The sequence below is a fragment of the Paenibacillus campi genome (assembly GCF_034659835.1).
In the GTDB taxonomy this organism is placed as follows: Bacteria; Bacillota; Bacilli; order Paenibacillales; family Paenibacillaceae; genus Saccharibacillus; species Saccharibacillus campi.
The window spans coordinates 91,975-116,500 of record NZ_JAXSQZ010000009.1; the positions used below are offsets into that span (position 1 = coordinate 91,975).

General features: G+C 47.3%; 17 protein-coding genes. 9 read left to right on the forward strand and 8 right to left on the reverse strand.

All coding sequences use genetic code 11. The features are described 5' to 3' along the window. Positions 1-370 precede the first annotated feature (370 nt). The 3 genes from U1I11_RS18480 to U1I11_RS18490 form a co-directional block, all read right to left on the reverse strand. On the reverse strand, positions 371-1,645 hold the full coding sequence (locus U1I11_RS18480; RefSeq protein WP_322907610.1) for an ABC transporter substrate-binding protein: 1,275 nt from the start codon (positions 1,643-1,645) through the stop codon (positions 371-373). Between the two features lie 276 nt (positions 1,646-1,921). Continuing rightward, positions 1,922-2,758 (reverse strand): carbohydrate ABC transporter permease, encoded by an 837-nt coding sequence (locus tag U1I11_RS18485; RefSeq protein WP_322907611.1) that lies wholly within the window; start codon positions 2,756-2,758, stop codon positions 1,922-1,924. Beyond that, the gene (locus U1I11_RS18490) at positions 2,758-3,687 is read right to left on the reverse strand and encodes a carbohydrate ABC transporter permease (RefSeq protein ID WP_322907692.1); all 930 of its coding nucleotides are present in this window, start codon (positions 3,685-3,687) and stop codon (positions 2,758-2,760) included. The genes U1I11_RS18485 and U1I11_RS18490 overlap by 1 nt, the downstream gene beginning before the upstream one ends. Positions 3,688-3,999: 312 nt before the next feature. Here U1I11_RS18490 and U1I11_RS18495 point away from each other — a divergent pair, with 312 nt between their 5' ends. Further along, positions 4,000-4,758 (forward strand): tryptophan-rich sensory protein, encoded by a 759-nt coding sequence (locus U1I11_RS18495; RefSeq protein ID WP_322907612.1) that lies wholly within the window; start codon positions 4,000-4,002, stop codon positions 4,756-4,758. A 343-nt stretch (positions 4,759-5,101) separates the two neighbouring features. Here the strand turns inward: U1I11_RS18495 and U1I11_RS18500 are convergent, their stop codons facing one another. Beyond that, entirely contained in the window at positions 5,102-5,482 is a 381-nt protein-coding gene (locus U1I11_RS18500) for a RidA family protein (RefSeq protein ID WP_188775782.1), read from the reverse strand. Positions 5,483-6,200: 718 nt separating this feature from the next. Then, positions 6,201-7,601: an ATP-binding protein gene (locus U1I11_RS18505; protein ID WP_322907613.1), complete on the reverse strand. Its 1,401-nt coding sequence runs from the start codon at positions 7,599-7,601 to the stop codon at positions 6,201-6,203. A gap of 257 nt (positions 7,602-7,858) precedes the next feature. Between U1I11_RS18505 and U1I11_RS18510 the strand changes: the two genes are divergently transcribed. From U1I11_RS18510 to U1I11_RS18530, 5 genes are all read left to right on the forward strand, one after another. Then, positions 7,859-8,716: a carbon-nitrogen hydrolase family protein gene (locus U1I11_RS18510; RefSeq protein ID WP_322907614.1), complete on the forward strand. Its 858-nt coding sequence runs from the start codon at positions 7,859-7,861 to the stop codon at positions 8,714-8,716. Between the two features lie 6 nt (positions 8,717-8,722). Further along, positions 8,723-9,427: a GNAT family N-acetyltransferase gene (locus tag U1I11_RS18515; RefSeq protein ID WP_322907615.1), complete on the forward strand. Its 705-nt coding sequence runs from the start codon at positions 8,723-8,725 to the stop codon at positions 9,425-9,427. Positions 9,428-9,430: 3 nt separating this feature from the next. Continuing rightward, entirely contained in the window at positions 9,431-10,102 is a 672-nt protein-coding gene (locus tag U1I11_RS18520) for a GNAT family N-acetyltransferase (RefSeq protein ID WP_322907616.1), read from the forward strand. Positions 10,103-10,825: 723 nt separating this feature from the next. Then, on the forward strand, positions 10,826-11,539 hold the full coding sequence (locus U1I11_RS18525; RefSeq protein WP_322907617.1) for a YoaK family protein: 714 nt from the start codon (positions 10,826-10,828) through the stop codon (positions 11,537-11,539). A gap of 523 nt (positions 11,540-12,062) precedes the next feature. Next, the gene (locus U1I11_RS18530) at positions 12,063-14,741 is read left to right on the forward strand and encodes a YhgE/Pip domain-containing protein (protein ID WP_322907618.1); all 2,679 of its coding nucleotides are present in this window, start codon (positions 12,063-12,065) and stop codon (positions 14,739-14,741) included. Positions 14,742-15,472: 731 nt separating this feature from the next. Here the strand turns inward: U1I11_RS18530 and U1I11_RS18535 are convergent. Next, positions 15,473-16,999 carry an HD-GYP domain-containing protein gene (locus U1I11_RS18535; protein ID WP_322907619.1) on the reverse strand — a complete coding sequence of 509 codons (1,527 nt, stop codon included), beginning with the start codon at positions 16,997-16,999 and terminating at the stop codon, positions 15,473-15,475. A 233-nt stretch (positions 17,000-17,232) separates the two neighbouring features. Here U1I11_RS18535 and U1I11_RS18540 point away from each other — a divergent pair, with 233 nt between their 5' ends. Continuing rightward, a complete protein-coding gene (locus U1I11_RS18540) occupies positions 17,233-18,705 on the forward strand; it encodes a potassium/proton antiporter (RefSeq protein ID WP_322907620.1) in 1,473 nt (490 codons plus the stop codon). Between the two features lie 348 nt (positions 18,706-19,053). Here U1I11_RS18540 and U1I11_RS18545 read toward each other — a convergent pair whose 3' ends face one another. Together U1I11_RS18545 and U1I11_RS18550 are read right to left on the reverse strand one after the other, a co-directional pair. Beyond that, the gene (locus tag U1I11_RS18545) at positions 19,054-20,136 is read right to left on the reverse strand and encodes an anti-sigma factor domain-containing protein (RefSeq protein WP_322907621.1); all 1,083 of its coding nucleotides are present in this window, start codon (positions 20,134-20,136) and stop codon (positions 19,054-19,056) included. After that, positions 20,129-20,710: an RNA polymerase sigma factor gene (locus U1I11_RS18550; RefSeq protein ID WP_322907622.1), complete on the reverse strand. Its 582-nt coding sequence runs from the start codon at positions 20,708-20,710 to the stop codon at positions 20,129-20,131. The genes U1I11_RS18545 and U1I11_RS18550 overlap by 8 nt, the downstream gene beginning before the upstream one ends. A gap of 742 nt (positions 20,711-21,452) precedes the next feature. On the opposite strand from U1I11_RS18550, the gene U1I11_RS18555 reads away from it, so the two are divergent. Together U1I11_RS18555 and U1I11_RS18560 are read left to right on the forward strand one after the other, a co-directional pair. After that, the gene (locus U1I11_RS18555) at positions 21,453-23,141 is read left to right on the forward strand and encodes a copper amine oxidase N-terminal domain-containing protein (RefSeq protein ID WP_322907623.1); all 1,689 of its coding nucleotides are present in this window, start codon (positions 21,453-21,455) and stop codon (positions 23,139-23,141) included. A 578-nt stretch (positions 23,142-23,719) separates the two neighbouring features. After that, positions 23,720-24,211: a stalk domain-containing protein gene (locus U1I11_RS18560; protein ID WP_322907624.1), complete on the forward strand. Its 492-nt coding sequence runs from the start codon at positions 23,720-23,722 to the stop codon at positions 24,209-24,211. Positions 24,212-24,526 lie beyond the last annotated feature (315 nt).

Here is a 24,526-nt window from a genome sequence, read left to right on the forward strand (position 1 = left end):
TGCTAACGTTTGCACCATATCTATTTACATTCAATAAACAATAGCCGGAACGATCGTATTCATGCGATCGCCCGGCTGTTCATAATGTAAAAATGGCTGACGGCGCGCCTGTTAAGCTGGCGCCTCTGCTGCGGTTGAATATGCGGATGCGCTGAAGCTAAGCGATGTTGTCACATCAAACTTATCGCTTAGCGCAGCTCGTCTTTAAACTATTCCTATCGTTCAACTTGCCTACTTGTTATTATAAGCTGACTACTGACGGATTGCTAATTTACTACGCCAACAATTAACCTGTGCCACGATAATTTGCTTGCTGCGTATCAAGCTCGTATTTGCCTAATCATCGCCCATTTCCCAGCCTGTACTCCCCTTACCGCAATTGCAAATTCACCCATTGCTCTTGCATTTGCTGTAACATTTCCGCGCGGGTCAGCTCTCCGGCAAGATACGCCTGCATCGTGCTGGCATAGTCTTTGCTCAGCCCCATCGGGAATTTTGGGAAAATCCACGGCAGCGTTTTGCCTGCTTCATTGTAACGTACGATGTCGGCACCGATTGGACCAAGCTGCTTATCGGTTGTTTTAATGCTTTTGAAAGCAGGTACGAATTTAAATTCATCGGTAATATAATGTCTGCCTGTGTCGGAAGTGACGAGCCAGTTGAGGAACTGTTTTGCCTCCTTCTTAACTGGCGAATCTTTGTAAATGACCCAGTTGTTTGGTACACGTACAAATACGCGGTCATTTTCTTCCTTATTATCATTAATCGGCATCGGCATTAACCCGATATTCATATTTGGTTTGATGCCATCGATTTGCACCTGTGTCCAGTTACCCTGCTGCATCATCGCCGCTTTGCCGTCCGCAAACAGCGTCACCTGTGTATTGTAATCGGTCGTCAGCGGATTCGGATTACCGTACTTCACCATCAAATCAAGCAAATTCAGCCATTCATTAAACTTTTCATTGCCCGGAATTTGCGCGGTTCCGTTATCCAACTCCTGAATAAATTTGTCTGGGTCAGGCTGATGCGAGAACGGAATCGTCACATTGTGATTGCCCAGCACCCACCACTCCTGAAAACCGTTCGAAAATGGCGTATACCCTGCCGCCTTCAGCTTCTCACAGACGGCGCGCAGCTCATCGATCGTCGTCGGCACTTGTGTAATGCCTACTTTGGCAAAAATATCTTTATTGTAAATAAATCCAAACCCTTCCAACCCGTTCGGTTGACCGTAAATATGCCCGTCTTTGCTAACCTGAGCGGCAGCACCGTCGACCAGATCATTCACCCACGGCTGATCCGATAAATCTTCCAAATATTCCAGCCATAGATTCATTTCTTCATCCCCACCATTAGTGAAAATGTCCGGTACATCCCCGGCGGCAAACTTCGCTTTCAATGATGCCGCATAGTCCGCCCCACCACCAACCGACTGAATTTGCAGCTCCACATCTGGATGCTGTTTCTCATATTCCACTTTCAGCCGGGCAAGCGCATCGGCAATCTCGACTTTACCTTGATAAATCTGAATCACCTTTTTGCCGCTGGCGGATAAATGACTGTCATTATCATTGCCACAACCTGCAACGACAAGCGCCAGCACCGTCAACAGCAGCAGTGGAGTAAGCCATCGCTTCTTCATATACACGTCCTCCAATCCGTAAACCCTTTGTTGATCTATCTGTACCATGTAAAGATGACGTAACGTGTCGTTCAAGTCGTTCAATCGGATGAATTTCACCGATTGTGCTAGTCGGTTGATCACGTTCAATAGGTAGTTTGATATTGCAGAGCAGAGATGTTTTTATGTTACGCTTCTAATGTGTTTTTCATAACATGTAGTTAATCAGTCATTGAATGTAAGCTGGTCAGTGTATACGCTCTAATTTCACCGCAATCCAATGCCGCTCGGCAATCGTTACCCTTTCACTGAACCGGCGGTAATGCCCTGAATAATATAGCGCTGTAAAAACAGGAAAAAGATAATGATCGGCGTAATACCGAGCACGAGCGCCGGCAGCGCCATATCCCATTGCTTCGTATACTGTCCAAAAAAGCTATACGTTGCAATCGGAATCGTCCGCAATTCCGGACTGGACAAAATAAGCGATGGTAACAAATAGTCATTCCAAATCCACAATGTGTTCAAAATAATAACCGTCACAAACATCGGCATCATCAGCGGACAGACGATCCGGAAAAAGACACCGTACCGATTCGAACCGTCCACCCGTGCCGCCTGCTCAATTTCCAGTGGTACCGTCTTTACAAACCCGTGGAACAAAAACACCGATAACGGCGCCCCAAAACCAAGATAACTAATAATGAGCCCAATCCGGCTGTTGTTCAGTCCATATTTGCTCGCCATCTCCACCAGTGGCAGCATAATCGATTGAAACGGAATGACCATCGCCGCTACAAACACAAAATACAATATTTGATTAAAACGACTCGGCCGTCGCACCATCTGATACGCCGCCATCGCACTAATCAACACGAGCAAAATATCACTCACCACCGTAATAATGAGCGAGTTGCCGAGCGCGGACGGGAAATCGATCGCCTTCCACGCCTCCGCATAATTACTCCATACAAACTGCTGCGGCCATGACGCCGAATTGGATAAAATATCCCCGAACGACTTTACCGAATTCACCGCCAGAAAATAAAATGGAATGAGGAAGATCAAGCCGACGATGATCACGATTATTTCCAAAATCAAAGTACGAACGGTATATCTGCTCTGTACGTCCATTACATCTCAACCTCCCTGCTCTTGGTCGCGCGTACCTGAATGGTCGTAATGATCGCGACAATTACGAAGAAAATAATTGCCTTTGCCGTGCCGAGTCCGAGACGGTTGTTCGTAAACGCTTCGTTATAAATGTCCAGTGCTACCGATTCGGTCGCTTTAAACGGCCCGCCACCGGTTAACGCCAGATTGAGATCGAACATTTTGAACGCCCACGAGATCGCCAAGAACAGACAGATCGTTACCGCTGGCATCACGAGCGGCAAAATAATATGACGCACGACCTGCATCCGATTGGCGCCATCAATTTCCGCCGATTCCAGCACATCTTTCGGAATATTATTAAGCGATGAAATGTAAATGACCATCAAATACCCGGCAGTCTGCCACACAAACACGATCACAATGCCCCAAAATGAGGTCGCCCGATCGCCCAGCCACGGCAAATTGAACAAGCTAATTCCCGTCGCTTCACCAACTGCCGCAAAACCGCGAATAAAAATAAACTGCCAGATAAAACCGAGCAGCAATCCACCTATCATATTCGGCATAAAAAAGATCGTACGCATCATATTGCGTGTACGGATCGGTTTGGTGAGCACATAAGCGAGCACAAAACCGAGCAGATTGGTCAGCAAAATGCCTACTACCGTAAAGCGAACTGTAAACCAAAACGCATTCCGGAAATCGGGGTCTTTGGTCAAGATATGAGCATAGTTCTCGATCCCGATCCAGTTTACTGTACGCGAAATTCCGTTCCAATCGGTAAACGAGTAATATAAGCCCAAAAAGAACGGAATCACAACAATCAAAATAAAGAAAAATGTCGCCGGGCCTACAAATACAATTTGATGTAGCCATTGCAATAGCCGTTTGCGCCCAGCGCTTTTGGCGGCACCGCGTGTTGCCTCCGATACTCCAATATTGTTCATCATTTCAACCCCTTCAGCATGAGCATTTTGCTTCGGCACCGTTATGTATAACCAACTTGCTGTGATCAAACCGATGTGCCGTCAATCTATGGAAAATTTCCATATTTCAAATCGCAATATATTGTTATATACCCAAACATTGTCAAAATGATGTCGATTATGTTCGTTTTTTTGGTAACGCTATCATTTTAAAGAAGAACTTTTCTTTTAAAATCTGAATCGGTCATGTTGGTGAACAGCTTCATGCAGGGTATATAATTAACGTACTGTCCTCTAACAGCACTATTAACTTTTTACAAGGAGGCAATTCATTTGGGAAAACTGAATATGTATCGCTGGCTGAACGTGCTCGGTATTGCTGCGGTGCTTGTTGTCAATTATATGGCATCAGCGCTAACACTGTTCGGCAGGGACACCGGGCAGATATCGGATCAATATGAGCTGTATATCACACCGGCTGGTTATGCGTTCTCGATCTGGTCGATTATTTATGTACTGCTGATCGGGTTTATCATTTACCAGTTCCGCGATCGCGACGATAGCCAGGAAGCGGTGCTGACGATTGGGCCGTGGCTGTTTTTGAATTCGCTCTGTAATATGGGCTGGTTGCTACTCTGGCATAGCTTGCAGCTGGAGATCGCCGTACTCGTGATCGTATTGCTGCTCGTAACACTGATCATACCGTACGTAAAAATCCGCCGTATCGTCCATCCGACGATCGCACAAATCTGGTTCGTCAAGTTGCCATATAGCATTTATATGGGCTGGGTATCGGTCGCTACCATTTTAAACATAGGGATCGCACTCAACAAAAATGAATGGTCAGGTTTCGGGCTTTCACCGACTGTCTGGTCAGTCATAGGTTTGATCGTCGGTGCGCTCATTGCGCTCGTCATTAGCTACCGTTTCCGTGATAGCATTTATCCGCTTGTGTTTGTATGGGCGTATGTAGCGATTGCGGTAAAACATCCTGATTTGCAAATCGTATGGTGGTCAGCCATCGTGATCGCTGTTGTATTGCTTGTGTCGGCAATTTGGATGTTTTTTGTACGAAATAACGCCAGGGATTGAAGCTGCTATCCGGCAACGTCTAACCGATGACTGCAAACGTAAATTTAAGCGATGATAACACAAGTCAATCGTGATGCCATCATGTCTGCTTTTCCGTGTAAACTAAAAGCTTTGCCCTCAGAGCAACCGGGCTTGTACGTACCGGACGCTATAGTTGAAGGCAAAGCTTTTCGTGTTGTATCGTTTAATAAGCGCAGCAATGATCGGTTCAAACATTAAACATTACGCTTCCGATGCAGACTTTTTGCTAAATCCGTTAGAGCGGTCTGATCGTGAATCGTTCATCTGTATGCTTGCCGTCATGCGCACTGCCAGATCATACTCACTTCTGTACAGTGGCTGCTTACTTTTTCAGCGCGATCACTTCAATTTCCACTAACGCATCCTTCGGCAGACGGGCAACCTGTACCGCACTGCGTGCCGGGTATGGCTCTTGGAAAAATTGACCGTAAATTTCGTTCATTGCTGCGAAATCGTTCATGTCGTGCAGAAACACAGTCGTTTTCACGACTTGATCAAGACTGCTGCCTGCTGCTTCTAATACAGCTACGACATTTTGCAAAGCGACACGTGCTTGCTCCTGTACGCCTTCCGCTAATTCGCCGCTAACCGGGTCTAAACCAAGCTGACCGGAAGCGAAAATAAACATACCTGTATCAATCGCTTGGGAATATGGGCCCAGTGCGCCCGGTGCACGATCGGTTGCAATCGGTTGTTTGCTCATACATAACGCCCTCTTTTCGTAAATTAATTCGTGCTGGTAGCACAATAAGTAATGTGATCAGTGTGAGGATCATCCGGCAGCAGCTTATACCACATGATCGATGTCATCATCACTCGGCAACATAACGCCATGCGGTCAGTTGAACGACCAGCCAGCGGCTGACGCCTGCTTATGCACTAACCAGCGCATCCATCATCTTCATTATTCTAGCGGGCAGACGCTGCATTGGCAACACTGCATTGTAGCGGATGGACGTTCCATTTTGGCAACACTATGATTGGAAACAGTAAGCGCATAGCGTTCTGGATCGTTCCATCCATCGTACATCATACCATTCGCTTAGCCGATCCAGTTTCAGTTTATGCATCATGCTCCTCTATCTTTTATCCGCTCAATCATCACGATTAGCAATTATGCATAAACAGATAGCGAATAAAAGTCGATATGTCGGCAGCTTGCTTCCATCAAATGATCCGCAGCTATCAGCTATACTTCATCTCGGGCTTATTCGCATAAAATTCGATAAAGTCTCAACGTCATTTGGGTCGATGTAACAACCAGATCGCACTTTTAAATTACCCTGATTATCATTTCATCATAATAACTCCTAAATATCTCGTTTCATTATTTTAAACGAGAACTATTTCCGTTGTTCAAACAACCATTTCGCGCGATCAAGCTACCGTTGTCTACTAGCTACTGCCCAACCGATCAGCTATCACGGAATTGGCAAATACAATGAAAATGTACTGCCTTTGCCCTCCTCACTCTGTAAACGCAAATGCCCGCCTAACAAATGGGCAAGATCGCGGCTGATCGATAAGCCGAGACCGGTACCGCCGTACTGGCGTGTGATCGAACCGTCTGCCTGTTGGAACGCTTCGAAGATCAATTGATGCTTTGTGTCGGCAATGCCGATGCCAGTGTCTGTCACATCGAACACAAGCCAGTGCAATATTTGGTCGTCCACCGTTTCTTCAGCTACATGAATATGCAGCGTTACACTGCCTTCTTGAGTAAATTTGAATGCATTCGCCAGCAAATTGCGCAAAATCTGTTGCACACGCTGCGAATCGGACACGATCAGTTCGGGCAATGGCTGCTCCTGTGTAATGTGAAACTGCAATCCTTTGCGGGCAGCAGTCATTTCAAAATGCATATGCAGCAGCTCTGGAATTTCGCTCACATTCACTTCTTCCTGCACAATTTTCAGCTTACCCGCCTCCACCTTTGACAGATCAAGCACATCGTTAATCAGTTCCAGCAAATCCAGCCCAGAGCGATAGATCATATCGCTATATAGCTTCGTCTCACCGGGTGTGCGCTCTTGCTCCTGCTCTGACATCATCTGGGCGAGATTAATAATGCTATTAAGCGGTGTGCGCAGCTCATGCGACATATTCGCCAAAAATTCGGATTTGTATTGAGACGATAACAGCAACTGATGTGCGCGTTCTTCAAGCACACTATGTGCCTGCTGCAATTGTTCCGTCTGTCTGGACAACAACCGGTTCGCATGTTCAATTTGCAGTCGGCGCTGTTGTTCGAGATGAAATTCACGCAATAACAGCAGCATGACTGTACTTAGAAAGATCGATGTCGGCAGCATAATCGGCACAATTTCCAATACATATTGTTTGAGTGGCAAAATGCCGATCACCGCCAAATTGATCACATTGACCAGATTGACCGTAAGCACGGTCACCAGCCCTTTGACCGCTAGTTTGGCGTGACTTTGACGCATCCACCAATTCAGTAGCGCACAAACGACGCCAAGCATTGTAACATTGATACAACCGATTAGCGCCGCCTCGGTAAACCCAAACGTAAACCTCGTCAAACCGATACCGAGACCGACGAGCATAATGATCGACGGACGTGCATAGATGACAGCCGCCACGATTAACGGCACAAAGCGCAGATCAAAGATAATATGATCTGGCAACCGAAAACCAAAAAACGAGCTAAGCCAACCGGCAAAAACGAGCAAAATTACGGAAAGGATATATTTAAATCGCGGTGATAGACGAGTCAGCCCATACTTGTATAACAAATTCGCCAAGTAGGCTAGCGTGATCATCATACCGGCATTCATTAGAAAGTTCTTTACAAATTCCATGTGCTCACTCCTGCATTAGGATAGGATAGGTAGTAGATGGTAATCTTGCTGTATGTATTGATATACGTGAGTTTGGATTATTTGTAAAATAATTGGTAATGTCCCTCGTTCATCATACCATACAATCGCCCGTATTCCTCTCTTTTGCCGTTATACCGGTTCTGTTATGATGAGGGAAGTGTATGCAATCGGTACACATTCATTTTAAAAGCGGTGTCTGCTCGTTGGATGCCTGCATAGGGGGCTGTAATACGACAATGAAATTCCGTGTATCTGCTGTACAATATCATCTTCATACGATATCTTCCTTCGACGAATTTGCGGCGCAGGTGACGCATTATGTGCGGACTGCGCAGGAATTTGCAGTTGACTTTATTTTGTTTCCTGAATTTTTTACGACCCAATTGCTGTCGATCGGTGATGAATCCGGCGCTGCGCTTGGCATTGAGCGGTTACCAGAATTTACTGAAGCATATATCGAGCTGTTCCGCCGTCTCGCTGCCGACAGCAAAACGCATATTATCGGTGGTACCCATGTGATTGAAAAAGAAGGCAAGCTGTACAATACCGCCCATCTGTTTTATCCCGATGGACAGGTCGCTACTCAGCCGAAGTTACATATTACACCGACCGAGGTAACGGAATGGAATATGTCGGCTGGCGATGAGCTGAACGTGTTTGAAACAGACAAAGGCACAATTGCACTGCTCACCTGCTATGATATCGAATTTCCCGAAATTGTGCGGATGGCTAAAGCACGCGGTGCCGATGTGATCTTCTGTCCATCATGCACCGATGACCGCCACGGCTTCCATCGTGTGCGTTATACAAGCCATGCCCGTGCGGTCGAAAATCAAGTGTATGTAGTGACAACGGGTACGATCGGTTCACTGCCAACGGTCGATTTTATGCGTGGCAACTTCGGACAGGCAGCTGTCATTACGCCTAATGATGTACCGTTCCCACCGCGTGGCATTTTGGCAGAAGGCGAGCTTAACGACGATATGATCATTACCGCTGATCTTGATCTGGAATTGCTATACAATGTGCGCGAACAAGGCTCGGTCACGACTTGGCGCGACCGCCGTACCGATCTGTACACCGACTGGAGCTGAACCGTAATGAACAAGACGGTGCAACATTATGCCAAAACGTGTTATGTGTACCATAATCGGCAGCCATATCCGGCAAGTGTGCGCTCTTATAACGAGCATGATTTTGAGTCATTGATCGCGATCCAGGCTGCTGCTTTCCCGCCTCCGTATCCAGCAGAACTATGGTGGAACAGGGAACAATTGCATGAGCATCATACACGCTTCCCGCAAGGAGCACTTTGCGTAGAGATCGACGGCAAGCTGGCAGGATCGATGACCGGGCTGATCGTCGCCTTTGATGAGTCGCAGCCGCAGCATACATGGGAGCAGATGACCGATCACGGCTATATTCGCAACCATGATCCGCATGGCGATACATTATACGTTGCCGATCTGTGTGTGCATCCCGCTTACCGGCAATGGGGGCTTGGTAAGCTGTTAATGCAGTCGATGTATGAAGTGACGGCTGCACTTGGACTGAAACGTCTGCTCGGCGCAGGTCGTATGCCAGGTTATCATGTAGTCGCAGATCATTGTACACCGGAGCAGTATGTGGCGCGCATTACGTCTGGTGAGCTATACGATCCGGTCATTTCCTTTTTAATGCGCTGTGGACGGACGCCGCTGACGGTCATTGCCAATTATTTGGATGATGAGGAATCGCTAAATTATGCCGTATTGATGGAATGGAACAATCCGTTGCCACCGGCACAATCCGAAGGAGGACAATAGACGATGGACTATATTCGTATTACTCATATTGATGATCCGTTATTTGCCGATATGCACGGTCTGATGGGGCGCATTTTCCCACCGGAGGAAGTGCTGGAGTTTGAGTTGTGGCGCGAGCCGCTGGAAGACCCAGGTATCCGTGTATTTGTGGCGGTGCATGAAGGGCGTGTCGTAGGTGCTACGGAATATCGGTATTATGAGGACGATAATGTGGCGATGACCGATTTTACGATTATCGGGGAAGCTGGGCTTGGCATCGGGCCGTTTTTGGCACAACATCGCCAGCATGATTTGCAACAGCTTGCCGCTGCCAATGGCACCGAGCTATTCGGTATGTTTGCCGAAATTTATGATCCATATCGTGCGGAGCGTCATGAATTTGGCGGCGTTAAACCGATGGACCCGTTCGTACGCCGCGAAGTGCTGGCGCATCTAGGCTACCGTCGCCTAGACTTTACGTATGTGCATCCATCGTGGAACAATGATGGCGAAGCAGTGTCCGAATTGGATTTATGTTTCCTTGCTTATGATCCAGATACCGGTTCGCTGCCTGGCGCATTGATTGAGAAGTTTCTACGCCGCTATTATGCGGTACTGGCGCAAAAGCCTGACGCATGGGAGCATATGGTAAGCGAAGTCGGCAAGCGTCAGCAGGTTGAGTTATTGCCGTTGTAGGTGTAGGTGTAGGTGTAGGTGTAGGTGTAGGTGTAGGTGTAGGTGTAGGTGTAGGTGTAGGTAATTATATAAGAATAATAGCGTACGATGTCATCAAATAAATCAAGCCCTCTCCGATCTTGTTAAGATAGAGAGGGCTTTTCGATGCCAAAATAAAAACAGACGGCTGTAGTCCCTATCCAGGAATCTACAGCCGCCCTTTATGTTATGTGCCTTCTATGTCGTTGTCACATGCAATGTAATACTAACCCACTTTGGACAAACATGCAACCCTTTTTATGAATAAAATTGCCATTTGGTAAATATTACATAATTGTAATAAGTGATAGGACAATTGAATTTTAAGCAATCAAATATACATATTGTACAGCCAACTCAAAGTGCCAAATATGGTAACATAACAGAGACAATTACGGAGTGTACGCAAGCGACAAGTGAGCCGCCGCATCCGTCGCAAGCGTATTGCCACTTCTTTAGATCATCTTTACCTTCCTATTTGTGTCCCAATATAATGGATTTGAACAGGTGCATAAATGGATGTACATGCTGATGCTATGCGCTTTTTGATCATACGTGCTCAATATCGTAATAGTGAACATCCATACTTGTATAGCGAAGCGTTGCTCATGGCAGGGATCGAGTAATAGCGCTCATATTGCATTGAATTGGGCAATGTGTTGGAATGTGAAGGTAAGTTTACCGTTGTCGGAAGGAGAATAAACGTTGAAAATTGATTTTTATCGTAAGCTGATTATTGTGTTGCTCTGCTTTGTGGCAGGTATTGTCGATGTGATCGGCTATCTGAATTTGGGGCGTGTATTTACCGCCAATATGACCGGCAATATTATTGTGATGGGGATGGCGATTGGCAATCTGCACACGGTATCCTTTCTACGTTCCGGTGTCGCGTTTGCCGGTTTTATCGCAGGCAATGCGGTCGCCCGCTTGCTTCTCGGCAGCCGCAAGCCGGATGGGCCGTGGTCTTCGCGGCTAACGATACTGGTTGTGTTGCAAATCGTCTTTTTTCTGCTATTTGCATTGCTCGCCAAAGGGCTGCTTATTCCTGCAATCGAATATAGCCTGATCATCCTGCTTAGCTTTACGATGGGTATGCAGACGACGATGGCGCGGCGGCTCGGTATCGCCGGCATTTCGACCACTGTGCTGACGAACAATATGGCGAGTATCGTGGAAGACGTGACCGCACGGCTGCGGCAGTTGGCAAGGCGCGACGGCACTGCCCAACGCGAAAGTTGGCCTGCTGCCGAAACATTGCTGCGTGTAATCGCCATCTTCATTTACGGTGGCGGCGCAGTCATCGCCACCGTTGTAGAACAGCGTATTCCGCTCATCGCCATCTGGATCGTCATAATCGTGATGGTTATCGTGCTCGGGTTAGTATGGGCGGTGTTTCATCGTAAACGACATGGCGGGTAAGCGATATGGCAGTCGATCGACGTCATCGCTCAATTTGAACAATAACTAAATCCAATTTATTTTTACCGGCTGGTACTGTACATTAGACTCAATTTCGTTTAAAAACAAACATTTCAAATGACCATATTATCATCCGGACAGTTTGCAGATATTACCTAGTTGCTAAAAACAAGCGACCAGGATGATTGTTCGGCACAATCGGCATCTGCTCGCTTATTTAGTGGCGGAGTAGTCGTTGCCTGTAATGATTGTTGTACACAAACAGATTAACCCGTGCAAAATAATGAATATTGCCCTATAATTAGATAGTATGCCTAATTATTTTCGTCTTTCATTATTTTTAGAAGCAAACGTTTACGACCAGGGAGCGCAAGTGCCGTATACCGCATTATCTTACTATGGGAACAATCCTGCTACCGGATCAAACACAAACGACAAACCAAGCTTTTTGGGTAATGGAACATATTGCTGCCAATTGATACGGCGCGACCCATACTACAAAACCGGGTGGTTATAGGAATCAATGAAAAATATATGGACGATTTACAAATCCGACTGGAAGAACCTGTTTAGCGTTTCGACCGGCATTTTGCTCGTTGTGGCGATTATGTTGCTACCGTCGGTGTACGCCTGGTTTAACATCAAAGCGATGTGGGACCCGTACAGCAATACGTCCGGCATTGTCATCGCCGTGACAAATGAAGATAAAGGTACTCAAATTCAGGGCAAATCGGTCAATGTCGGTGATCAAGTTGTCGCTAATTTGAAACATAACAACAAGCTTGGCTGGACATTTGTGGATGAAGCACAGGCGAAGCGGGGGCTGGATCATGGTGATTATTATGCTACACTGTTAATTCCGCCGGACTTTTCCGAGAAAATCGGCAGCATTTTGACCGATAACCCGGTCAAGCCGCAAATCGTATATACAGTCAATGAGAAGATTAGCGCCATCGCCCCGAAAATTACCGATAAAGGCGCAACGACGCTTACCCAGGAAATTAGCGAAGAATTTATCGAAACCGCCAGTGAAGCGGTATTGACCAAAATGAAAGACGCTGGCATCAAGCTGGAGGAACAACTGCCGACGATCCGTAATATCGAAAATAAAATTTTGACGCTGGAAGCGCGTTTGCCGGAAATTAACCAGTTTGCCGAGCAAGCGCTCGTGCTGGAAAAGAAGCTGCCAGAAATTAATGCGCAAGCGCAAAAAATCGTTGAGCTGCAAAAGCGACTGCCAGAGATCGAGCAGGCAGGGCAGATGATTTTGAAAGTTGAAAACAATTTGCCGAAGCTTAAGGAAGCGGGCAATGCGATTTTGGAGCTGCAAAAACGGTTACCGGAAATTCGCCAAGCCGCCGCCAAAGTAAACGAGCTGGATGCTAACTTTTACAAAGTGGAAGATGCGCTTAAACAGGCGATTACCGATGCGGACAAGCTCGCCGGCATTATCCAAACCGCCCAGCAAACATTGCCTAAAGTACAGCAAATTACGAATATCGGCTCCGATTTTGCCGATCGGGTCGATACGTTTTTGAACGACAATGATGGTGCATTTGAGGCGATTGCACCGGTAATTCGCCAAAATCTGGTGCTATTGCAACAAACGGCGGATGCAACGACACAGCTTGTCGATGCGATCGACAATGCGAATCTCGATCCGCAGACAGCGCTCGATACGCTCTCGTTTGCCGAGACACGGTTAACACGCGGCGCGGCGATTGTTGAGCGTATTACCGATCTGCTCACAAGGCTAAACGATGTGCTGCCGAATCATCCACTGAGCGATCGCATTAACCGTCTAAACAGCATCCATGAGCTAATGGAGCGGCAAATTGCCTTGTTACAAGGCATTGGCGAAGCGATTCGTAACGGGCAGCAGCCAGCGCGCGCTATTTTGAACAATTTGCGGCAGCTGTCTACACAGACAAGCGATGCGCTCGGCAAGCTGATCTCGGTGTACGATGCCGAGATCGTACCCGACATTAACAAAGGGCTGGACAATTTGAAAACAGTCGCCCGCGACGCATCCGATGTGCTGCATACGGCGAATACGACGCTGCCTGATATCGCTGCTATTTTAAACGATGCACAAAGTGGCGTAACGTTTGGACAACAGGAGCTGGCACGCATTAAGCAAGATTTGCCGCAAATTCGCGCCAAGCTGCACGATGCCAATGAACTCATTCAAAACCGTATGAGCCAGTTTACCGAAATGGTCAATACCGCCGCCGGTTTTGTGCATAATGATCTGCCAGGCATCGAAAACAAAGTGCATGCAGCAGCAAACTTTGTGCGCAATGATCTGCCACGCGCCGAAAAGGAATTAAACAAAATTACCGATTTGATCCAAAATAAGCTGCCACAAGCGGAAACGGCGGTGCATCAAGTCGGAGATTTTGTACGTAATGACCTGCCCGGACTGGAAAAATCCGTGCGCAGCGCCGCCGATAAAGTGCGTGTGCTCAAAAATAGCGATAGCGAGCTGTCGCAAATTATTAAATGGCTTAAAGGCGATATTCAGCAGGAAAGCAACTTCCTGTCCAGCCCGGTCGAGCTAAAACAAGTGCGCACGTATCCGATTCCGAACTACGGTTCGTCGATGTCGCCATTTTATACTACATTGTCGATCTGGGTCGGCGGTATGCTGCTCATCTCCATGTTCAAAGCTGAGGTCGATGATCCGGAGCGTCGTTTCCGTCCGTATCAAGTTTATTTTGGACGGCTTGCCACCTTTATGACGATCGGGCTCGTGCAGGCGTTTATTATTTCGATGGGTGATCTGTTTATTCTCGGTACGTATGTTGCCGACCCGATCTGGTTTGTGACGATGAGTATGCTGATCAGCATGGTGTTTGTGACGATGGTGTACACGCTTGTATCGGTATTTGGCAATATCGGGAAAGGGCTGGCAATCATTTTGCTCGTATTGCAATTTTCCAGCTCTGGCGGCACGTTCCCGGTAAGTATGACCGGTGCATTTTTCCAGGCGATTCATCCGTGGTTTCCATTTACGTATGCGGTTGAGCTGTTGCGTGAAACGGTTGGAGGTATGTTAATGTCGATCGTGTATCGGGATATGTTGTACTTGATCGGCTTTATGCTACTATTTATTCTGTTCGCATTGCTGCTCAAAAAGCCGCTCGCCCCACTAACCGAGAAAATGGCGCAAAAAGCGAAAAAAACTAAGCTTATTCCGTAATCAGAGCTGCCGAATTGCCAGCGAACAGATCATGCCAGATGCTGGTGCGAACATGCCAGTTATACGTATGAACGATCGTTGGCGAATAAGCTGATCATAAGGCACGACTGTCCATGCCAATCAACCTGAATACCGAGTCCGCAGCAAATGTATCCGCGGTGTTGATCCGTCCGCTCGAATGCGCTGGAACTTCATCTTCATTAAATTCATCGTATGCCGATGTTATGATCGCTTCATTGTGAACATGTTAAAGTGTGTTCGAGCCTGATTTCCAATCGAGACAGCCTGCTAAAACGGCTACTGTAGGCGGGCATAAGCTCCCCCATCATTAGCATCGTATGTAAACTACAAATAGCCGCTTCAGCGAATAAGCGCTGCCGCGGCTATGCTGGTCTGATGCTATATGTCATCAGACCTTTTTGCTGTTTCGTTATCGCGTACAGCGGTTTCGTTGTTTCGTTATACCGCAAATGAGGTTGTCATACTATACAGGGATGCAGCTGGCGAGCTAACAACTATGTATAGGCAGCAATGGAATCATCCAATCCTAAGCAAGGCGTACACTATACGTTACAAGCAATCGATCGCAAACTGGCTAGCAGTCTGCATGATCGTGTAATCGTAACATGCAGCCTAAACTGCATGTTCCACACCATCGATATACAGCATGTCATCAGAGCGAATTTTGAATTGAATGATTACGCATACTTGCATTTGCTTCCATTGCTGTCTTACGGTGCGCCCCTATTATTCGCTTGTGCTTGCTCTTGCTGTTTGCGTCGGTAGTCGTCGATAAACAGTGTCGCAAGCTGCGGGTCCCATTGCGTACCACGTCCTTCTTCCAAAATCGCAATCGCACGCTCTTTGGGCATGCCTTGACGGTATGGACGATCCGATGTCATCGCATCAAATGCATCCGCGACCGCGATAATGCGTCCGAACAGCGGAATGCTGTTGCCTTTCAGCCCGTCCGGGTACCCTTTGCCATCAAAGCGTTCATGATGGGAACGTACACCCGGCAAATATGGCCGCATCGCATCGGCAGGCTCCACCTGACGAAGGATACTTTCGCCCATTGCTGGATGCTTTTTAATTTGGTCAAATTCCTCGTCAGTCAGCTTGCCATCTTTCAGCAGTACGGCATCTTTGACACCGATTTTGCCGATATCGTGCAGCAGTGCTGTTTTGCGCAACTGGTCAATATCGTATTCGCACAGACCGGCACGTCGTCCGATCTCGACCGCATACTTCGCTACGCGTTGCGAATGTCCGGCAGTATACGGGTCACGCGCATCTAGCGCCGCCGCAAGTGTGGCAAAATAGCTGTCCAGCAACTGCTGATTGCGGCGATCGCGCATGTTCAATCCTTTGACCATATTGTTAAAACCGACGATCAGGCGGGAAAAGTCATCGGAATAATCATCATGGGCGACGACGCCGAAATCCCCGTCTTCGACGCGGGACATCGCCTCAAACAAATTGTTGATCGGATGCTCTACATCGCGCGCCAGCAGCAATGCGCCGCACAAGCTGAACACGATGCTAACGACGATCACAAGCCCTGCCCATTTCCAATATTCCAGCGCATTGATCCCGGTCATCTCTTGCAGACGAATTTGCGCGGCAAGGCTGAATAATGCTACCGGAAAAACACCGATCAGGAAAATGCTAAGTTGATACTTTTTGCGCACTGTCAAATAAACGCGCTCCAATCCCACTGTGTCGCGACCGTGCAGATTGTACAGCTTTTGTTTGACAACACGCAGCAATGGGCGAATCGTCATCGAGGTCAAGAAAAATTCGATAAATGCATGCATACTAGCGACCATAATCGCTCCGGCAATGCCGATGCCGATGTAATACCACGGCAGCGCAATCCATTGCTGTACAATTGCCAGACTAACAAGTGCAATTGCAGGCACAGTCAAACCGACAAAATGGGGCAGCATAATACGGTAAATCGCCAGCTTCGGAAAACGATGCAATTGAATGTACGCCTGTTCCAATTGTTGAATAGTAGGCTTATCCGTCAGCAACGCTTGCCGAATCGGAGCGACATGATGACGAAATGTCATGCCTTCAAGCAGCAGCATAATCAAAAACGACACAAACATAATGCCGATTAACACTAGATTTTGCAGCATCGTCGCACTGATCGTCGTCATAATCATCAGACCACCGACAACGGCGACAGCCAGTACGGAACCGATGATATAATTGGCAACCATTTCCCGCAGAAATTTTTGATATTCGTTCACAGAAGGCTCCTCTTTTCCGCACGTTAGAACCTGTATTCGTAAGTAGCCAGCATTTCAGTTGCCTGCTACCTGAATGATTCGCTCAAGTTATGAGAGTAATGCATATGAGTTGCCGTCGAACATGTGGCGCGTTATTTTACATGTACTATCTCACTATTATATGTCGGCAACTACAGTCAAAAGTTGATGCTTTAGTTATCGGAAAATAGACTACACTTACAGGAGGACTTCGCATGGAAGCAACCGAACTGACAAGCGATCTCATTTTGCTGCTGGGCACATTGCTGTTGCTCGGCGTGCTATCCGCCAAAATTTCTTCACGCTTCGGTATGCCAGCACTCGTCTTTTTTATTATCGCCGGGATGCTGTTGGGCAGATTTATTTATTATGACAATGCGTTTGTAACGCAATGGTTTGGCGTGCTCGCGCTCGTCATCATTTTGTTTGAAGGCGGGATGCAGACGGAATTTCGGCAAATTCGTCCGATTATTCGTCCTTCGCTGTCACTCGCCACGATCGGCGTATTGCTGACGGCATTTGTGATCGGATATTTTGCGCATCTGATTCTCGGTGTAAGTTTGCTGGAGGGGATGCTGTTCGGTTCGATTGTCGGCTCCACCGACGCAGCCGCCGTCTTTTCCGTACTGGGCGGCAAAAATGTACGCAGTTCGCTCACCTCGACATTGGAAGCCGAGTCGGGCAGCAACGATCCGATGGCTGTCTTTTTGACGATTATGTTTATTGAGCTAATCCAGTCACCGACAACGAGCATTATCGGCAAAATACTATCGTTTTTTTGGGAGATGGGCTTCGGGTTGGTGCTCGGACTCATTTGCGGTAAACTCGCCGTCTGGCTTATTAACAAAATCAATTTTGAGACGTCCAGCTTGTATCCGGTACTCGCCATTTCCAGCGCACTATTTACGTATGGCGTCAGCTCGCTTACCCATGCGAGCGGCTTTCTGGGCGTGTATGTGATGGCGCTAGTGATGGGCAATTCCGATCTGACGTATCGGCGGACGATTTTGCAGTTTAATCAAGGTTTTGGCTGGATTATGCAAATTTTGATGTTTGTATTGCTTGGCTTGCTCGTCTTTCCGGAGCAATTGCCGTCGATCATCTGGCAAGGGCTGGCGTTATCGCTGCTGCTCATGATCGTGGCACGTCCGATCGGTGTGTTTGTTAGCTTGCTGTTCAGCCAGTTTAATTTTACCGAAAAAACGCTGCTGTCATGGGCAGGCTTGCGTGGAGCGGTGCCGATCGTGCTTGCCACCTATCCACTGCTGGCGGGCGTGGAGCATGGGCAATTATTTTTCAATGTCATTTTCTTCGTTGTGCTCACCTCGGCGCTCATTCAGGGCACGACGATCTCGCCACTTGCGCAACGGCTTGGGCTGACCGAAACAAATAACTATGAGCAGCCATCGATTATGGAGCTAGTCGCTACCGGACGCACCCATTCAGAAATTAGCCATATGACACTGACACCGCGCAGCCGCTTGATCAACCGTCAGTTGCAGGAGATCGATCTGCCGCCTAGCGTGCTCATTACGGCGGTGCTGCGCAACGAAGATATCGTCACCCCGCGCGGGGATACAGTGCTGCTGCCAGGCGATAAAATTTATTTACTCGGGCCAAAAGACAAACGCGAAGATATCCGGCGTTTGTTCACTAGCGACGGCAAATCGGCACCGTCCGTCTCCTGAACGATTAGCCTTATAATCGCCGTATGATCGGTAGGACTGGCAGCGATCAACGATTGTCGTTGTCGCAATCGGGCAAATCGGCACACACGAGCCTTTATAAAAATATAGCACTCTCACTATCGTGTTACCACTTCATCATCATACTGTACACAAAAGGCAGTGTATCTCTTATCCAGAGATACACTGCCTTTTAGATCGTATACTGCAACAACCACATTATCCAATAGCTTATAGCGACCTTGCACAAAGCACCACTCCAGGCTTTGTGCTGTCGGCATGATTGAGCCGGCTCAGCAGCATCTCATCAGCTTGTGCTCGAGCACTCCATTGGCGCCATTGGATGCAACATTAGCCTTGCTTGGCAATGTTAGCGGCGAGAATGACTGGCCCGCGTGGCTGACTGCCTTTGTCATCTGGCTCCAGCGTAATCGCAATCGTATCGTAATTTTCCGGCTTAAACGTATAATACATCGCTCCTGTACCGTCCCTCGTTAGGAATGTACCGGCGCTCTGCTTAATATCACCTTTGATCAGCCAAACTTGAAATGCCTCTGTGCCTTGCAATTTAGGCAAATTATCCGCCTGTACGAGCAAATGCGTACCTTTGGCATCAATGACGATTGTAGCCAGTCCTTGTGCTACGATATTTTTGGTAGCTGGACTTAGTTTGACCGCATCATCTACACGCAATCCTTGGCTTGGCATCGATGCCGATGTAATCTGCTGTTGCAGACTGCCAACCTCGCTGCTCGTCATCGCTAATTGCTGTTGTAAACTGCCGATCTCACCGCGCAGCGTATTGGAATATAATCCGATCAATACGACAGCAGCGACCGATACAGCGGTCATAATTTGCCAGAGCGTATGCTTGTTTCGTTCACCATGACGTCGTTTTTTGATACTTTTGTCCATCCGGGACGGTGAAGCTACATCGGAGAAACGGGGGGCTGGCGTGGTCGTGCGTCTCGGTGTTGTCACAGGCGGCGTCGATGCTGCTACAAGCGGGCGTGACGTTTCTTGTTCCTCTTTTTCCAATGATGCGCTTGATACGCTGGCAGTTACGGGAGCAGTCGGTATATCGTTCTGCTTCGTATCCACGTCAAGTTCTGTTTCAGGTTGATGCAACGGAATGACCGGCGCGATAAACGGCTGATCTACAGCGTCATCAACGACTGGGCTATCATGCCCTCCTTCGTCAAAGACACGTCCCAAAATACGATTTTTCATGCCTTGTGGTGGCTGTATGCTTTCAACGGCTAATGGCAACAAGCCGATAACTTCCTGCAGCTCCTTGACGGCGCGGCGGCATTTTCGGTTATGTCTCATATACGCCTCAAATCGCTCCTGTTCTTTCTCATCCAGTCCGCCGAGTACATACATGTCGACCATGTCCATCCATTTGTTCTGTTTATTTTCATTGTCATTACTCATATGCGTTTCCCCCCTTTACCGCTTCAGCAAGCTTCCCATGAAGCTGCCGGATCGCAAGTCTAACCCTGCTTTTCACGGTTCCAAGCGGAATGCTGAATTTCTCGGACACTTCATGCTGCGTCAATCCGTGAAAATAGATCGACTCGATGACTTGCTGCTGTTCTTCACGGAGTTCCATCATTGCTTCACGAATGCGCTGGCGCTCAAAATTTAGCGCCACCTCTTGCTCCACATCGGCGCTGGTATCCGGAAGAACCTGCAGAGCCTCATCACCGACCGGGTCGGCTACAGCTCGCGATGCTTTGCGCCGCAGCATATCTACGGCTATATTTCGTGCAATTGTGAACATCCATGTCGAAAGCTTCCCCTGGCTCCGATCATAGCGTTCCGCGTGATTCCATACTCGCAAAAATAACTCCTGTACGACTTCTTCCGCCGCCATCGCATCGTGCACGATCCGATAAGCAAACGAATAGATCGCACGTTCATAACGATCATATACTTGTTCCAACGCCGTCGGGTCCTTTGCAGCAATCCGACGCATTAATTCTCTATCGTCCATCAATTCATTCATCCAAGGGCTCCTTTCCCATTCCCCTCTATTATAGCGTTCGCACAAAAATTTGCGATGGATGACTTTTATACGCAAATATTTTTTTGTGTACGCTATATACATGGTTACATAAACGAATTTACAGCGGTCAGATGACAACGATCGATCATAGTTTGGCATAAATGATCCGAATCGGAGCGAAAATCTGCCGCTAGTTGAACGTAAGCCGCTTAAACAAACTCGTTCGCAGTTTGCCTACATGCCGTCGTTCATCCGTGTGCATATTCATTGTAGAGAGGATGGAAGCACATTTTTTATAGTATTTGCCCAAATTGGAATTGGGTAACACCAGATGTTCATCCCACAAGCGTCAATTGCTGCATTGTGATCTGGCGTTTTATGTATATTTATAGCTCTATCTTAAATTTAAGACGATTAGCTATTTAATAAACATATTACATTGTTAATTACACATTATTATATATCTGAATAAAATATTTCCTTAATTTTATACTGTTATATCTGCATGAAATGATCGCATACGGTTTAATAACTGCCTATAGCCCTTTTGTACCACCTAGAATTTACATAATGGGCTGGATATATCCAGGAAATACCGCTTTATGCTATAACGGTAAGCCTTTTCATGACCTGAGATTCATTTTGTACTGTCGGATGATCCACCTGTTTGTTTTGCGCGTTTTATCGGATAGACAAGCTGTTACTGGCTGTCGTCTATTCATCACTTTTGAAGGAGTGTGGAATGATGTTCAAATCGGTTCTATCCAAAATCGGCATATTGCTGATGGCTGTTGTGTTGATCGTACCAACAACAGCAGGTGCTGCGGCAACAACCAAAGGGGCTGGCGCTGATCTGCGCGCAACACTGGGACAAATTTTGGGCGAACACGCATTGCTCGCCATTATCGCCATGCAAAAGGGAATTGACGGCAAACCCGATTTCACTCAAGCTGCCGCCGCTTTGAATGCGAATACCGATGAGCTAAGCGCTGCGGTTGCAAGCGTCTACGGTAATGCCGCTGGCGAATCGTTTAAAACGATCTGGTCGTCTCATATCGGCTATTTTGTCGATTATGTCAAAGCGACCGCGGCAAAAGATAATGCCGCCAAACAAAAAGCAAAAGATGAGCTTGCCGAGTACAAAGTCAAACAAGCGAAATTTTTTGCCGATGCGAACCCGAATTTGCCACAAGCAGCATTGGAAGCAGGACTGCAAGAGCATATCGATATGCTGCTAACCGCTTTTGATGCGTATGTAGCCAAAGACTATGCCAAAGCATATGATACAGCAGATCAAGCCTATAAACATATGTTTATGTTCGGTGATATTTTGAGCGCTGCGATCGAAAAGCAGTTCCCGGACAAATTTACTAGCGACATGTCCACTACACAAGCGTCTGACCTGCGCTCCGCACTGGGCATCATTTTGGGCGAGCATGCCACACTGGCTGTGTGGGCGATGCAAAAAGGGATCGATGGTGCACCAGACTTCACGCAAGTTGCCGGTTTGCTGAACAAAAATACGGATGAACTGTCCGCAGCGGTAGCGAGCGTATACGGCAATGCTGCCGGTGACGCGTTTAACAAAATCTGGTCGTCCCATATCGGCTACTTTGTCGATTATGTGAAAGCGACAGCGGCAAAAGACAATGCTGCCAAGCAAAAAGCAAAAGACGAGCTTGCCGAGTATAAAGTAATCCAAGCGAAATTTTTTGCTGATGCGAATCCGAATCTGCCACAATCCGCGCTGGAAGCAGGACTAGCTGAGCATATTAATATGCTGCTGATGGCATTTGACGATTATGTTGCCAAAGATTATACCAAAGCGTACAGCCAAGAACGTATGGCATATGCCCATATGTTTATGTTTGCCGACATATTGAGTGAAGCGATCGTGATGCAATTCCCTGAGAAATTCGGCGGTACATCGAGCGGTGGTTCCACTACACCTTCGACTGGTGGCACAACGACACCTTCCACAGGTGTAGATCATAGCGGTATGAATCATGGTGGCATGAGCGGTACAACTTCTGCCGATGCAAGCCCTGAGCTGCAAACGAAAACAATCCAGTTTACCGTAGGCAGCAAAATGTACATGGTGAACGGCGAGTCGATGAATATGACGACTGCGGCGATTATGTACAACGGTAGAACGTATATTCCACTGCGTTACTTGGCTGCCAATATCGGTGCCAAAATTTCCTTCGACAACAAAATGAAATCGACGACACTGAACACAGGCAGTGATGTGCTGGAACTGTGGAACAATTCGAGCCGTTACAAACTCAACAATATGTTGCAGACGACCGATTCGATGACCATTTCCAGAGACGGACGTACACTGGTACCTGTTCGCTTTATCGCGGAAACATTCAATTGGAATGTATCGTATATGAGCAACGGCATGGTCACATTGAGCAAAACATATTAATTTCTCCGAATCTGTGTAGGCTTGTGTAAGCAGACAGACTTGGATAGATGCCAGTCGCATCAAGGCGGTTTAGCGCCAGCTGATGCGACTGGTTTTTTGGGTTGCTTGTTGCTAAGGGATGTTTGGGAGGATAGTTAAGCATAAAAACATATAAGAATGAGGAAAGCTACGTATACTTCAGACGGATGATTGTGAAGCGCTACCGTATGCTTCTGCTGATGCTACTAATTCGTCTAGCGTATCAACAACCGTAACCGCTCTGCTCGCTTGCTTCTACGCCATTCCGCCTGCTTTTAAAAACTGGAATCTATTTCCATAGTCCTGCCTTGTTGGACATTTCAACTCATGCCAGCAGTCAATATCCATCCTTTTTTGGTACTATCTGATTAATTACTTTGGAATCCGTTTATACAATACATAGACAGCAACAATAGTAGCACACGATTCTCCGATAGGTGTTTACCCGATGATATAAGAACTTCAATGGAGATCGGTGGCGCTATTTCTGATTAGTGGAAGCGCTATATTTCCTCATGGTCAGGCAACCAAATTAACTTTCAGTAAAGGGGTAATCGACAATGAAAATGAGAAAACTGCTTGCACCTGTTCTTGGATTCTCCCTGATGATGCCTGCGGCTGGCGCATTCGCCGCTGAAGGCACAAGTGCTGATTTTAATCCAGAGCTGCAAAATCACACCCTTCAATTTAACTTGAGCAGCAAAATGTATACCGCTAACGGCATGTCCATGATGCTGCCGATGAAGCCGGTAACTTACATGGGTACAACGTACTTGCCACTTCGTTACCTGGCTGCCAATGCAAGCATGAAAACATGGTACGATCCAATGACCGAGACAACATGGCTCGATACCGGTCTGGCACGTTACGAGTTCTGGACAAAAGGCGCTAACGCCAAAGTATACAAAGTGGACAATATGCGCAAAGCGCTGAATGATCCGATTATTTCCATGAACGGTCACACACTCGTTCCGGTTCGCTGGTTCGCTGACAACTTCGATTGGAACCTGACATACAGCAACGGTATGATCACGATGACAAAAGTGTATTAATTACCCGCGCATTTTGCACACATAATGCTTACTATGCTGTTTAGCGGCAAATGATATCATTTGCACGTATAAACAGACAGCAGTACGATCGGTTGGTGCTAAACGCCCGCCGGAAGCTGCGCTCCAAACCCGAAGCCTCTACACTATGTAGACGCTTCGGGTTTTGTTGTTGGCTTCGTATTATGAATTGGCTTCGTGCGGATGAGCGCAGCTTGTGGTCAGATCGTTTTGCTCGTTTAGCAACAAATGCGAGAATTACAATAGACATTTACAGTAGGCAAAGTGGGCGTAGTGAAGTACTGTCTACACTCTATT